The sequence below is a fragment of the Caproiciproducens lactatisolvens genome (assembly GCF_052443335.1).
GTDB lineage: Bacteria > Bacillota > Clostridia > Oscillospirales > Acutalibacteraceae > Caproiciproducens.
Map to the genome: position 1 here is coordinate 1,223,911 of NZ_CP195750.1, position 13,397 is coordinate 1,237,307.

General features: G+C 52.3%; 15 protein-coding genes. 6 read left to right on the forward strand and 9 right to left on the reverse strand.

The window, feature by feature from the left end:
- Positions 1 to 3 precede the first annotated feature (3 nt).
- The 3 genes from ACRQV7_RS05970 to ACRQV7_RS05980 all read left to right on the forward strand — a co-directional run bounded on the left by ACRQV7_RS05970 (position 4) and on the right by ACRQV7_RS05980 (position 2,348).
- Positions 4 to 654 carry a potassium channel family protein gene (locus ACRQV7_RS05970; RefSeq protein WP_444659810.1) on the forward strand — a complete coding sequence of 217 codons (651 nt, stop codon included), beginning with the start codon at positions 4 to 6 and terminating at the stop codon, positions 652 to 654.
- A 15-nt stretch (positions 655 to 669) separates the two neighbouring features.
- Complete coding sequence (locus ACRQV7_RS05975; protein WP_444659811.1) at positions 670 to 1,329, forward strand: potassium channel family protein; 660 nt, start codon at positions 670 to 672, stop codon at positions 1,327 to 1,329.
- Positions 1,330 to 1,532: 203 nt separating this feature from the next.
- Positions 1,533 to 2,348 carry a Cof-type HAD-IIB family hydrolase gene (locus tag ACRQV7_RS05980; RefSeq protein WP_444659812.1) on the forward strand — a complete coding sequence of 272 codons (816 nt, stop codon included), beginning with the start codon at positions 1,533 to 1,535 and terminating at the stop codon, positions 2,346 to 2,348.
- Between the two features lie 53 nt (positions 2,349 to 2,401).
- Here the strand turns inward: ACRQV7_RS05980 and ACRQV7_RS05985 are convergent, their stop codons facing one another.
- The gene (locus tag ACRQV7_RS05985; RefSeq protein ID WP_444659813.1) at positions 2,402 to 3,739 is read right to left on the reverse strand and encodes a glycoside hydrolase family 18 protein; all 1,338 of its coding nucleotides are present in this window, start codon (positions 3,737 to 3,739) and stop codon (positions 2,402 to 2,404) included.
- 267 nt (positions 3,740 to 4,006) lie between these two features.
- Here ACRQV7_RS05985 and ACRQV7_RS05990 point away from each other — a divergent pair, with 267 nt between their 5' ends.
- Together ACRQV7_RS05990 and ACRQV7_RS05995 are read left to right on the forward strand one after the other, a co-directional pair.
- Complete coding sequence (locus tag ACRQV7_RS05990; RefSeq protein ID WP_444659814.1) at positions 4,007 to 4,984, forward strand: Gfo/Idh/MocA family protein; 978 nt, start codon at positions 4,007 to 4,009, stop codon at positions 4,982 to 4,984.
- Between the two features lie 113 nt (positions 4,985 to 5,097).
- Positions 5,098 to 5,889 carry an NYN domain-containing protein gene (locus ACRQV7_RS05995; protein ID WP_444659815.1) on the forward strand — a complete coding sequence of 264 codons (792 nt, stop codon included), beginning with the start codon at positions 5,098 to 5,100 and terminating at the stop codon, positions 5,887 to 5,889.
- A gap of 204 nt (positions 5,890 to 6,093) precedes the next feature.
- Here the strand turns inward: ACRQV7_RS05995 and ACRQV7_RS06000 are convergent, their stop codons facing one another.
- From ACRQV7_RS06000 to ACRQV7_RS06020, 5 genes are read right to left on the reverse strand one after another with little or no spacing between them, the layout of a single operon-like run.
- Positions 6,094 to 6,816 carry an ABC transporter ATP-binding protein gene (locus ACRQV7_RS06000; RefSeq protein ID WP_444659816.1) on the reverse strand — a complete coding sequence of 241 codons (723 nt, stop codon included), beginning with the start codon at positions 6,814 to 6,816 and terminating at the stop codon, positions 6,094 to 6,096.
- Positions 6,803 to 7,621: an ABC transporter ATP-binding protein gene (locus ACRQV7_RS06005; protein ID WP_444659817.1), complete on the reverse strand. Its 819-nt coding sequence runs from the start codon at positions 7,619 to 7,621 to the stop codon at positions 6,803 to 6,805. Before ACRQV7_RS06005 ends, ACRQV7_RS06000 begins: the two co-directional genes overlap by 14 nt.
- Positions 7,618 to 8,709 carry a branched-chain amino acid ABC transporter permease gene (locus ACRQV7_RS06010; RefSeq protein WP_444659818.1) on the reverse strand — a complete coding sequence of 364 codons (1,092 nt, stop codon included), beginning with the start codon at positions 8,707 to 8,709 and terminating at the stop codon, positions 7,618 to 7,620. The genes ACRQV7_RS06005 and ACRQV7_RS06010 overlap by 4 nt, the downstream gene beginning before the upstream one ends.
- 1 nt (position 8,710) lies before the next feature.
- Positions 8,711 to 9,604 carry a branched-chain amino acid ABC transporter permease gene (locus tag ACRQV7_RS06015; protein WP_444659819.1) on the reverse strand — a complete coding sequence of 298 codons (894 nt, stop codon included), beginning with the start codon at positions 9,602 to 9,604 and terminating at the stop codon, positions 8,711 to 8,713.
- A gap of 29 nt (positions 9,605 to 9,633) precedes the next feature.
- The gene (locus ACRQV7_RS06020; protein ID WP_444659820.1) at positions 9,634 to 10,806 is read right to left on the reverse strand and encodes an ABC transporter substrate-binding protein; all 1,173 of its coding nucleotides are present in this window, start codon (positions 10,804 to 10,806) and stop codon (positions 9,634 to 9,636) included.
- A gap of 495 nt (positions 10,807 to 11,301) precedes the next feature.
- Between ACRQV7_RS06020 and ACRQV7_RS06025 the strand changes: the two genes are divergently transcribed.
- Complete coding sequence (locus ACRQV7_RS06025) at positions 11,302 to 12,087, forward strand: bactofilin family protein (RefSeq protein ID WP_275713947.1); 786 nt, start codon at positions 11,302 to 11,304, stop codon at positions 12,085 to 12,087.
- A 127-nt stretch (positions 12,088 to 12,214) separates the two neighbouring features.
- On the opposite strand, the gene rpsR is transcribed toward ACRQV7_RS06025, so the two are convergent.
- Genes rpsR through rpsF form a run of 3 tightly spaced genes read right to left on the reverse strand, consistent with a single transcriptional unit; the run spans position 12,215 to position 13,292 of the window.
- Positions 12,215 to 12,478, reverse strand: a complete 264-nt coding sequence (gene rpsR / locus ACRQV7_RS06030) for a 30S ribosomal protein S18 (protein ID WP_275713948.1) — start codon at positions 12,476 to 12,478, stop codon at positions 12,215 to 12,217.
- 43 nt (positions 12,479 to 12,521) lie between these two features.
- Positions 12,522 to 12,977, reverse strand: coding sequence for a single-stranded DNA-binding protein (locus ACRQV7_RS06035; protein ID WP_444659821.1), 456 nt, complete (start codon positions 12,975 to 12,977; stop codon positions 12,522 to 12,524).
- A gap of 18 nt (positions 12,978 to 12,995) precedes the next feature.
- Complete coding sequence (rpsF, locus tag ACRQV7_RS06040) at positions 12,996 to 13,292, reverse strand: 30S ribosomal protein S6 (protein WP_141827864.1); 297 nt, start codon at positions 13,290 to 13,292, stop codon at positions 12,996 to 12,998.
- Positions 13,293 to 13,397: the final 105 nt, after the last annotated feature.

Genomic DNA, 13,397 nt, shown 5'->3' on the forward strand with positions numbered 1-13,397 from the left:
GGCATGAAAGTGATCGTAGTAGGTTTAGGAAGAATGGGGACGGGACTGGCCCTCAATCTGATAAAAAAAGGACATCAGGTAACGGTAATTGATTCCAATCCGGAAGCTTTTCAGAATCTTGGAAAAGATTTCAGCGGAAACAAAGTGACCGGGATCGGGTTTGACCGGGACATACTGAAAAAAGCCAGGATAGATCAGGTGGATGCTGTGGTATCCTGTACGGCGAGCGATGAAGCCAACGTTGTGATCGCGCGGATCGCCAAAAATATTTACCGTGTTCCCCGTGTGGTTGCGCGCCTTTATGATTCGACCAAGGCCGATCTTTACCGCCGGATCGGAATCCAGACCATTTCCACAACGGCGTGGGGCATTGAAAGGGCGACAGAACTTTTGACGTATCACCAGTTGGACAGTGTGTTTGAAATGGGGAACGGAAATGTGAATGTGGTGCGCATTGAGGTTCCGCCCCTGCTGGTCGGCCATACGGTCAAGGAGATAACGGCGATCGGAGAAATCCATGTAACCGGTGTCAGCCGGTACAACAAGACATTTATTCCAACGGGCGGTACCACTTTGGAAGCGGAAGACATTCTTTATATTACGGTGGTTGCCTCCGCTGCTCACAAATTGAAATCGATGCTGGGCTTGGCATAAAAAGGGGGAATTGAAATGAAAGTCATCATTATAGGCGGAGGACAGGTCGGTTCCTATCTTGCCACCCTGCTGCTTTCCAACGGCCACGAAATACGGGTCATTGAGCACCGCGAAAGTGTTTTTCATAAGCTGGAAAAAGAACTGCCTCAGGAAACCCTGGTGTTCGGCAACGGCTCGGACCCGGAAGTGCTGGAAAGCGTGGGCATCGCTTCTGCAAACGTAGTTGCCGCCGTTACCGGTGCGGATGAAATCAATCTGGTTGTTTCCACCCTTGCCAAAATGGAATTCGGTGTGCCGAGAGTGGTAGCCAGAGTCAACAATCCTAAAAACGCATGGCTGTTCAACAGCGGCATGGGTGTGGATATCGGTGTGAACCAGGCGGAGCTGATGGCGCACTTCGTAGTGGAAGAAATGAACATGAAGGATATGTTCACGCTCCTGAAACTCAACCGCGGAGATTATTCGATTGTCCAGATGAAGGTTCAGTCGAATTCCAAGGCCGCCAATCAGCTTCTGAAAGATTTGTCCATCCCGAAGAAAACAGTGCTGATTGCGATTACGCGTGACAATTCCACACTGATCCCCAAGGGAGATACCCAAATCCTGGAGGATGACGATATCCTGACGCTGACCGACGACGCAAGCCGCGCGGAGCTGAAGGAAATCTTCGGCTGAGAAAGCACAAGAAAAGGACCTGCGCGCGCAGGTCCTTTTCTTGTGCTTAAAACCAGGACAGAGATCGAAGAAGCGCCGAATCGGGCCGAAAACCTGAGAAGGTTGATTTTTACCATTTTCTTCTTTATAATACAAATAGAACCAGGAAGGGGATAAGTCTGCCTTTGGGCAAAAAGAATTGATTTTGAAAGAGGGTTAATCCTATGTCTGTCAAACTCATGGCGCTGGATGTAGACGGTACCCTGACCGATGAAGAGGGGAAAATCAGTCCGGAAAACGCCAATGCCGTCAAAGCGGCGGCAGCCGGGGGAATTCAGGTCGTTCTGGCTACGGGCCGGCCGCTGCAGGGGGTGGAGGCCATCTGTTCGGAGCTGGGCATCACAGGCCCGCTGATTCTGGTAAACGGCTCTCTGATTCTGTCGGGTGGCGAGGTGTGGGCGGAAAACTGCCTGTCCGCGAGAGATCTGCGGACGGTCTATCGACAGGGCGCGGAAACCGGAAATATCTCCGTCATGGCCTTTCAGCCGGATATCATCCGGCTGTGGATTCCGGAGAATATGGATAAACAGTGGATTTCCGATGTGATGGATTCTTTTCAGCTGTTCAAAAGGGCAGAGGTGCCCACCTTTCAGGATTTGCCGCTGAAAGAGGTCAACAAAGTGATGCTCGTAGGCAGCGAACAGTCCATAGACAGGGTGTTCCAGACCTGGCCTGAAGAAATTTCTCATCTGGCTACGGGGCGTTCCTATCCCTATGTGGGAGAAATCAATCCTCCCGAAGCGAACAAGGGCGCCGCGCTCTCTTATGTCTGTGAAAGACTGGGACTCCGGCCGGAGGAGGTCCTGGCCATGGGGGACGGAGAAACCGACCTGCCGATGCTGAAATTTGCCGGTACCTCCGTGTTTATTCCCCGCGGGTGCAAGATCCCGGAAATGCCAGGCCGCTTTGCGGTCGTGCCAAAGGAAGAGTGCGACCGCGGTGTTGCTTGGGGTGCCGGCCGATATTTATCCATGCCATAAGAAAAGCAGCGGATCCTTTAAAAAAGGTTCCGCTGCTTTTTAAGGTATCTGCCTTATTTGAGTGCCTGTCCGACCGACTTGATCAAGGTGCCCGCCTTGTCAAACCCCAAATCCCACACGCCGACGCCCAGCAGCTTTTTTGAATTGGAATACTGCACTTTTTTCTGAATGGAAACAGCGTCGTCGTAGCTGATAAAAGTGCTGCCGTCAAACAGCCAGGGTACCTGCGCAGAAGAGTCACGGTATCTCTTAAATGATGATTTACTCAGATATTTTGATTGAACGGTATCGTAGCCGATGGGAGCCGCGGAAGAAAATCTCTGGTGCAGCCCGCTGTTCGCACCGACGGTTCCCTGATAAAGATAACCGTAGAACGGTACGCCCAGAATCAGCTTGCCGGAAGGGAAGCCGTTGTTCAGCCAGCTGCGCACAGCCGCGTCCACGCTGGACTTTGCCTGCGGGGACTGCCCCGCAGGGGGATAGAGGGGGGCGCTGAAGTCCGTATACGGCTCCCAGGAGCCGTGCAGGTCGTAGGTCATGATCATTCCGTAATCCACATACTGCGCAACGGCGGAAAGGCCGATCCGGCTCGCGTAGCTGCTGTCCGAACCGCCGGCGAAGGAGAGAATATAGTGCTTATGGTCCTTGGCCCCCTGTGCATCCAGCCTGCCGCGCAGCGCCTTCATCAAAAGGCGGAAATTGGTTCGGTCCGCGGAACGCGTGACGTTGGAGGCAAGCCCGCCTCCGGTGGGGTATTCCCAGTCGATGTCGATGCCGTCGAAGCCGTTGGCCTTCATAAAGCGGACCGCGCTGTCTGCAAAAGCAGCCCGGGAGGCTTCCGTGAGCGCGGCGTCGGAAAACCGGCCGGAGTCGCTCCAGCCGCCGATGGAAATGACGGTTCTGAGTTTGGAATATGTACGTTTCAAATTCTTAAGCTTCTTAAAGTTCGAGTAATCTATTGAGGAATCGCTTACGGTTACTTTTAAGTCCGTTCCGATTTTCGCAAACGCGTAATTCAGAACATCCAGACTGGAAGCGCTGATCTTGTCGGGAGAAAATCCGGAATATGCCGACCAGCCGCCGTAGTATCCGACCAGCATTTTTGCGGGATGCTGGAATGCAGGCGGAGAGGATGGGGCCGCTTTTTTTGATGGGGAAGAGGAGCCCGCTTTCGATGAACCGGACGATCCTGCCGAAGCTGTGCTCCCGGCCTCCGAAGACGCGGGCTGCGACGATGATCTGTCCGTGCGGTCAGCCGCAGATCCGGGGGAAGAAGGAACACTGCCGGTTCCCGTGCCCGGGTTGGTGCCGCCGGCTCCGATCACGGCGCCCAAAAGAACCAAAACGATTGCCGCGCATAAGAACTTGTGAAGGAAGACAGTCTTTTTCATAAATTCTCCATGTTTCAATCATTTTATCCTTATACTAACATTGCGCGGCAGAAATCTCAAACCTCAATAGATGGCAAAATAAGCGTAAAATTTATCCTGAGCAAAAGGGATAGCTGTTGAAACCCGGCAAATTTTATAGTATTCTATGTATACGGATGTTATGAGTTATGGAATTTTCATAATAAAAGTCAGAAAGGAAGCCTTTTGGAATTTGACAGGATGGAAGCACCAAACCCTATGATAATAAGACAGTGGAGGAAGAAATGTATGAAAAATCTGAATTTTGCCATTTTGTGTGCCGGGAATATCGCCGGGAAAATGGCAAAAACGGTCTCACAGATGAACGAAGTAACCCCGTACGCGATTGCGGCGCGGGAGCTGTCCAGGGCACAAGGCATGGCCGATCAGTACGGCTTTCAGAAGGCCTACGGTTCCTACGGGGAGCTTGTAAGCGATCCGGACGTTGACCTCGTTTATATTGCCTCTCCGCATTCGCATCATTATGAGCACGCCAGGCTCTGTCTGGAGCACGGCAAGCATGTCCTGTGCGAAAAGCCGCTTACCGTCAATCAGAAGCAGGCCGAGGACCTGTTCAGCCTTGCGGAAAGCAAACGGCTGTTTCTGTCGGAAGCCATGTGGACGCGCTTCATGCCTTTTGCGGACAAGCTGCGCGAAATACTGGACAGCGGTGTCATCGGCGAGCCTCTCACAATGACGGTATCTTTCGGGCAGGATTTAAGGCATATCGAGCGCGTTGTCAATCCGGAGCTGGCCGGGGGCGTTCTGCTCGACATGGGTATTTATCCCCTGACCTTTGCCTCCATGTTTTTCGGCAGCGAGCTTTCGCAGGTTCAGTCTGCCTGCGTCAAAACGGCCCGCGGGGTGGATTGTCAGGACAGCGTGACGCTTGTCTTTCAAAACGGCCGTATGGCGGTCCTGAATTTTACCTTCCTATGCCCCTACGAAAACAGGGCGGTCATCTACGGCGACAAGGGGCATATCGTGCTGGACAATTTTCATATGGCGCAGGCTGTTCAGATATACGGCAAGGGAGAAAAAGAGCCAAAAACGGTCAGCCTGCCCCATGATTTTACGGGCTACGAATACGAGGTGCGCGCCGCGGTCAAAGCGATCAGCAGCGGAAAGCTGGCCTGTGACGAAATGCCGCACGGGGAAACGCTTCGCCTTCTGGGCCTGATGGACCAGCTTCGCGCCGAATGGGGCGTCCATTATCCGTTTGAATAAATCGGATCGCCGTACCGTTTGATAATTTCTTCCATATGATTTATACTAAGTAATGAGATAAAAAGAGGTTTGGATCCTTACTGACACATATAAAGAAAAGAGAGGTAATTTTAATGCCGCAGGACAACCGCTTTGCAGTACTGATTGATGCGGACAATGTATCGGAGAAATATATCAAGTACATTTTGGATGAGGTCTCCAATGATGGCGTTGCGACCTACAAAAGGATTTACGGCGACTGGACGAAGCCCGCGCTCGGCTCGTGGAAAAACGTGCTGCTGGAGTTTTCGATTACTCCCATTCAGCAGTACGGCTACACCACAGGGAAGAACGCGACGGATTCCGCGATGATTATTGACGCGATGGACATCCTGTACTCCGGAAATGTGGAAGGGTTCTGCATCGTCTCCAGCGACAGCGACTTTACGCGCCTTGCGGTGCGGCTGCGCGAATCCGGTATGAACGTGGTCGGCATGGGGGAGAAGAAAACGCCCCCTCCGTTTATATCCGCCTGCAACAAGTTCCGCTATCTGGAGGTCCTGGCGCGTGAAACGGCAGCGTCCAACGATCTGCCCGCGGAAGGGGAAGCCACGGAAACGGTTGCGCCGGAAATGACGCCCCTGGAAACGATCAAAAGCGCCGTCCGGACGATCGTCCAGGAAATATCTGACGACGACGGAAGGGCCTTCGTCGGTGAAATCGGGAACATGCTGGTTCGCCGCTACCCCGATTTTGACGTCAGAAATTACGGCTTTAAAAAGCTGACCCCGCTGCTCCAGTCGCTGAAAATTTTCGATATCTTCTCGGAGCGGAACAGCGACGGCTACAACAGGCTGGTTTATATCAAAGAAAAAAGCGCTCCCGCACAGCAGAAAACGAACGGAAGAAAACTGCATACCAAATAAAACTGAGGGTCCATGACATTGTCATGGACCCTCAGTCAGTTTTACAGACAAAAGTTCTCTGCCTCCTTCACAGAGGGAGGTGACGCGCCCGGCGCGCCGGAGGGAGTGAAAAAAGACTGCTGATATCGAACTCCCTCAGTCAGGCTTCGCCTGACGGCCCCCTCATGGAGGGGGCCGGGAATCTTGCTATCCATTTACTGCGCCTTACTGCGCCGGAAGCTCGTGTTTCTTGTTGCCCAGATAGGCGGCTTTGACTTCGGCGTTTTCCAGAAGCTCCCGTCCCTTGCCGGAAAGCTTGATGCGTCCCGTTTCAAGCACGTGCCCTTGGTCCGCCACCCGAAGCGCCAGATTGGCGTTCTGTTCAATCAGAAGAATGGTGACGCCCAGCTTGTTGATCTCCTTGATGATTTCAAAAATACCCTTGACTACCAGCGGGGCAAGGCCGAGCGAAGGCTCATCCATCATAATCAGCTCCGGCTTGCTCATGAGCGCGCGGCCCACGGCCAGCATCTGCTGTTCACCGCCGGAAAGGGTTCCGGCAAGCTGCCACGAGCGTTCCTTCAGGCGGGGGAAAAGTTCGTAAACCCATTTGATATCTTCCGAGTAATCGTCTTTTCTCATGTATGCGCCGATTTTCAGGTTTTCGAAAACCGTCAGGTTCGGGAAAATACGGCGGCCTTCCGGAACCAGAGTGATTCTGTGCCGTACGATTTCCTCCGAAGGCTTTCCGGTAATGTCTTCGTCATTATAAATGATCCTGCCGCTCTGCGGCTTGACCAGGCCGACCACGGTGCGCAGGGTCGTGCTTTTGCCCGCGCCGTTTGCGCCGATCAGCGTAACGATGCTCTTGTCCGGCACTTCAAAGGAAATGCCCTTGACCGCCTCAATACCGCCGTAGGAAACATATAAATTCTCAATTTTCAGCATCTTCATCCACCCCCAGATAAGCCTCTACCACACGCGGGTTGTTCTGTATTTCGGCGGGTGTACCCTTGCCGATCGTCTGACCGAAGTCCAGCACATAAATCCGGTCGGATATCTCCATCACCAGATCCATATGGTGCTCGATCAGGAAAACCGTCAGGTTGAAATCCTGCTGGATCTGCTTGATAGAGGCGGTCAGGTCCTCGGTTTCCTGCGGGTTCATCCCGGCCGCGGGTTCGTCGAGCAGAAGAAGCTCAGGCTTGGTGGCCAGCGCGCGCGCAATTTCAAGGTGGCGCTGCTGCCCGTAGGGGAGGGAACTTGCGACGGCGTCTTTCACGTCGGCCAGCCCCATCCTTTCCAGAAGCTCTTCGCTTTCCTCACGCATCCTTTTCTCCGCGCGGACCGCGCCCGGAAGCCGCAGGGTTGCGCTGAAAAGATTGCTTTTCATGGAAAAGTGCTTCGCAATGATGATATTGTCGAATACGGACAAATCCTTAAACAGGCGGATATTCTGAAAGGTACGCGCCACGCCCTTGCGGGTGATTCTGTCCGGGCTCATGCCCGTGATATCCTCGCCGTGCAGAAAGATTTTGCCGCTGGAAGGGGTGTACACGCCGGTAATCATGTTGAATGCGGTTGTTTTGCCCGCGCCGTTCGGGCCGATCAGGGCTACGATCTGATGCTCCCGGATCGTCAGGTGCAGATTGTCGACAGCGACGACGCCCCCGAACTGCATGGTCATATTTTCGGTTCTGAGTACGATGTTTTTATCGATTGTTTCATTGATGCTTTTATTGTCCGGTGTCATTTCGTGCTGCCCCCTTCTGTGCTTTTCGGGGATTTTTTAGACCTGTGCTTTTCAAAGAAGTGAAAAATCCTGTCCCAGGTCAGTTCCGTTCTGCCCATTAAGCCCTTGCTGTAGAACAGAACGATGATCATCAGCAGAAGGGAGAAGATCACCATGCTGAAGCCGGGACGGAACAGAGAAACCTCATAGCCGGCAACGGTCAGGGGTTCGTCGAAGGTGCGCAGGAGCTCCAGCCCGCAGGTTACGATAAACGACGCGATAACGGTGCCGCTGATGCTGCCCATGCCGCCCAGAACGATAATCAGAAGGAAGTTGTAGGTGAGCGTAAAATAGAACTGCTTGGGGTCCACCGTGCCGAGCAGGGAAGCGTAAAGGCCCCCGCCGACGCCGGCGAAAAAGCCGCCCACGACAAAGGACATGACTTTGTGTTTGAACAGGTTGATGCCCATTGCCTCGGCTGCGATATCGTCCTCACGGATCGCCTTGAACGCGCGCCCGTAGCTGGAATTGATCAGCAGCGCGGTCAGGATCAGGATCATGATGGCGACACCGAACGACCACCACATGTTGTTCGCGTTATCCGGAATTTTGTTGATTCCGAGCGGTCCGTTCGTTACGCTCTGCAGGTTGGTGAGCAGGATGCGGATGATTTCCGAAAAGCCGAGCGTAGCGATCGCCAGATAGTCGCCGCGCAGCCGCAGCACCGGCGCGCCGATCAGAAAGGCCGCGGCTCCGGCGATCACGCCGCCCAGGAGCAGCGCCGGGACAAAGGGAAGATGAATCCCGGCAATGGCCGGATTCATGGGTTCCATATAAAAGATGGTGGAGCGCATATCCAGCGGGAGCGTGAAAATCGCCACCGTATACGCGCCGATCGCCATGAAACCGGCCTGGCCGAGAGAGAACAGGCCGGTAAAGCCGTTGATCAGATTCATGGAAAGGCCGATAATGGTGTAAATTGCGCACAGATTCAGGATTCTGACGACGTACGCGTCCAGATAGTTGTTCGCGAAATAAATCAGTGCCAGTATAATGACCGCAAGAATCGCGGTGCAGATGATGTTGCGCTTTTTCGTATCTTTCATCATATCACACCTTCTCCGTTGTCTTTTCCCCGATCAGCCCCGTCGGTTTTACCAGCAGGATTAAAATCAGGAGGATGAAGGCGAATGCATCACGGTAACCGGTCAGCGGCTGGAAGAACGCAACCAGCATAACCTCAATCAGGCCGAGAATAAAGCCGCCCAGAACAGCGCCCTTAATGTTGCCGATCCCGCCGATGACCGCTGCGATGAAGCATTTCAGTCCGGGCATAACCCCCATCAGGGGGGATACCTGCGGGTATTTCATTCCCCACAGAATCACGCCGATAGCGGCCAGGCCGGAGCCGATGCCAAAGGTTGCGGCGATTACCAGATTGATGTTGATTCCCATTACGCGCGCGATTTCATAGTCCTTTGAAACGGCACGCATCGCCATGCCGAGCTTGGTTTTGTTGGTGACGAACAGAAGAATCGACATGCACACAACCAGAACGAGCGGCACAACGAGCGCGACCTTCTGAAGGGAGACCGTTCCAAGCGAAATGGTGGACATCAATCCTAAAAAATCCGGAAAAGCCTTTGGTTTTCCGCTGAAAATATAGGTGGCGAGATTCTCAAGAAGGAAGGAAACGCCGATCGCCGAAACAAGGACGGAGTCCTTCGGCGCGTCGCGCAGCGGGCGGTAGGCCACTCTTTCGATCAGCATACCCAGCCCCGCGGTCAGCACGACGACAAAAATACATGCGAAATACCACGGCAGGTGAAAGACCGCAACACCAAAAAAGGTAAAGTAGGCCGCCATCATGAAAATATCACCGTGGGCAAAGTTGATGAGGCGCAGAATTCCGTAAACCATTGTATAGCCGACGGCTATCAGGGCGTACAGGCTTCCCACCGCAATCCCGTTTGCCAGATTTTGTAAAAACAGTTCCAGTGTCATAGCACAACATCCCTACATCAAATTATTCGTTATTTTGTGATCGTAACCGTATCCTTGTAAGTGAATTTTCCGTTTTTAACTTCTTTGATGATGGCGGAATCTTTGTCGGGATCTCCGTCCGCGTTAAAGGTCAGCTTTCCTGTTGCGCCTTCTACATCCTTTGTCTTTGCCAAAGCGTCGCGGATAGCGGTGGAGTCGGAGGAATTGGCGGCCTCAATCGCCTTGATGATGACGAGGTAAGCGTCGTAGCCCAGCGCGCTGACCGCGGCCATGTTCTTGTCGGGGTATTCCTTTTTATAGGCTTCGACAAACTTCTTGCCCTCTTCCGTTACGGGGGCGGAATCGTCGAAGAAGGTGGAAATGGTGGCGCCCTCCACGTCGGTGCCGCCCACGGAGGTGAACTCGTCGATATCCCATGTGTCGCCGCCGAGGAACGGGACGGTGATGCCCAGCTGACGGGCCTGCTTCATAACCAGAGCGGATTCCGTAAAGTTGCCGGGGGCAAAGATCACGTCCGGATTGGCGGCTTTTACGGTGGAAAGCTGCGCGCCGAATTCCTGATCGTTGGTGTTGTAGTTAACGGTCGTTACAACAGAGTTCGGGTCGCCGGTCAGTTTGACAAAGGCCTCCTTGAAATATGTAGCCAGACCGACTGCGTAGTCGTTGGAAACCTCCTGAATGATGGCGGCCTTTTTCGCGCCGCTCTTAAAGGCGTAGTTTGCCATGACGGTTCCCTGGAACGGATCGAGGTAGCAGACGCGGAAATAATAGTCGTTTCCTTTTGTCACCAGCGGGTTTGTGCAGGAAGCGCCGACCGCGGGGACCTTGTTTTTCTTTACCAGATCGCCGGCAGCCATGGAAAAGCTGGAACCCCACGAGCCGATAATGGCGGAAACCTTGTCTTTTTCAATCAGACGGGCGACAGCCGTGGTAGCCTGAGCCTTGTCGGATTTGTTGTCCGCAACAACGATTTCCACTTTTTTGCCGAGAACTTCAGGATAGAGCTTGTTGGCGATTTTTATGCCTTCGACTTCGGCCTCGCCGCCTGCGGCGTTTGCACCCGTCAAAGGTTCAAATACACCGATTTTGATGGTGTCGCCGCCGGTTTCCCCGGAGCCGGACGCGGTTTCCACCTTTTTACATCCTGAAAATGCCGCCGCTGTCATTACCAATGCCAGCAGCAGTGCTGCAATTTTTTTCATGTCAAGTTGCCTCCTCAGTCAATTCAGTTTATTTTTGCGGCCCATCCGGGACGCCTGTGAACGTTGTGTAAACTTTTTATGATTATATCATGCTACTATATAGAATTCAAGCAAAATGAATTTTTCGTTTTACCATCCGGCATTTTTCACAGCGCAATTTGCTCATTTCCATTCAATGGGACGGCATGATGAATATCCATGGCTGTAAAAGTGTAAATGAATTGATATAATGTACGCGTCTTCCTTCTTTCAGGTGCCGCCGTCTTGCAATTTCGTAAAAAATTTCTCCGATGCCAAAACGGGGCCGTGTGAAATTTTTTTGCGTGGTTCCTGCAAAATCATTCGAAAATCCCGAATTTATACATTTTATTACAAAAAAGTTAAAATTTTTGCAAATAATACTGGAAAAATTTGAAAAAATAGATTATTATTAAAGAAAGTGGTGGAATATATTTTTTTATATCATGATAAAACAACGTTTGTGGAGGCAGGACGATGGAAGCAGTCAGAAAAAACGATAACAGCAGATTGATCAGTATTTTGAAAAGAATCTGGGACGGCCCGGATTATGAAGAAGAGGAAGAAGTTTCTTCCATGCGGTTTGGCAAATCCAAAATGGTAGAATATGCCCGTGAAGAAAATGTCGCGGAATTCAAACTCGAGGTAAAGGAAGACGAGCCGGAGGACCTGCAGTTCAGCGCGCCTAAGCCGATTGAAACGGGCAGACCCGAATTCCAGCCGCTGAAACCGGATTTTCAGCCCCAGAAGCCGTATGAGCTTCCTACCGCCAATGATTACAATTCATCCAAGCAGACCACGGTGATATCGAAGGGCACCGTTATTACCGGCGATATCAAATCGGAGGGCAATCTTGAGATTTACGGAACGGTCACAGGCGGAATTACGACCACCGGCAATATCAAGATCAACGGAAAGCAGGTCGGCGACATTCAGGGTTCCGGCATTACGCTTTCGGCCTGTACGGTCCGCGGCAATGTCACCGCCACCGAGGATATGAACATAGACAGCGATTCCGTTGTCATCGGCGATATCAGGACCAAGAACCTGACGATCAACGGCAGGCTCCAGGGCAATATTCAGGCGAAGAACAGCATTATCTGCCAGAGCAACGCAATTGTGATCGGCGATCTGAAAGCCGGCACGGTTACGGTGAACAACGGCGCAAAGCTTCAGGGCAAGCTGGAAATTTTCAGCGGCCAGCTGGGGGATATCAGGATTCAGGACGACGACAGGACCGTTCATCCCGCTCCCGCCGAATAAGGAAACCATGAGAAATAACAAAACAGGGACGGAAATTTCCGTCCCTGTTTTGTTATCATTTCAGGGGAAAACAAAAGAGCGGGCGCTCATGCGTCCGCTCTGAAAATTCAATTTGCAGTCAGCGGCATCAGTCGCTGCTGAAGGGAAGCAGTGCGAGATGACGCGCGCGCTTAATGGCGATGGTCAGCTCACGCTGATGATGCGCACAGGTGCCGGTTACTCTGCGGGGCAGAATCTTGGCTCTCTCAGAAATAAAGCGGCGAAGCTTTGCAACATCCTTGTAATCGATGGAATCCACTCTGTCGACGCAGAAGCCGCAAACCTTCTTGCGGGACTTGCGTCCGCCGGGGCGGCGGTCCTGTCTGTCGTTTCTGTCGTTTCTATCAGCCATGGCAATAAGCCTCCTTTTCTCATCAGTATTGCAGAGGGAATGCTTAGAACGGCAGATCGTCGTCTAAAGGCATCTCCTCAAAATCGCCGGTATCGCCGCTTGTGTAAGCGGGAACTGGCTGCTCAGCGGTAACATCCGTTTTTGAATGATAATTGCTGCCCTGCGCTCCTGCGCTGTCGCGTTTCGACTCTGCAAAATGCACATTGTCAGCAACGACTTCAAACGCTTTGCGCTTGTTTCCGTCCTTGTCGGTATAGGAACGCGTCTGGATGGAACCCTGTACCGCAACCAGCTGGCCTTTGTGGAAATATCTGCACACAAAATCCGCCGTGCTGCGCCACGCGACAATATCAATAAAATCGGCCTGGCGGTCCGCTCCCGCTTTCACGTAGGAACGGTCGACGGCAATTGTAAAGCTTGTTACGGAAACATCGTTCGGCGTATGCCTAAGTTCAGGGTCGGCAACAAGTCTGCCCATTAAAACAGCGACATTGAGCATTCAAATCACTCTTCCTTCTTAGCTTTCTTTCTTTATGATGAGAGAACGAAGGACACCGTCGGTAATCTTGTAAATTCTGTCGAGCTCAGCCGTAAATTCGGGAGCGCTTGTGAAGTTCACTAAGGTGTAGTAGCCTTCTTCCTGCTTCATGATCGGGTATGCAAGTCTGCGTTTTCCCCACTCATCAATGCTGTCGATGGTACCGTTTGCCTCGATCAAATCCTTGAACTTCTGAACCAAAGCGGCAATCGCGTCCTCACCGAGCTTTGTGGAGAGGATAAATACGGTTTCATAGGAATTCTTTACATCTGACATTATTTGCACCTCCTTTTGGACTTTGGCCCCGAAATAAATCCGGAGCAAGGATAGTAAGCCGAAAACTGCGGCTTAACAGAGTAATTATATCAGCACAGCATTATG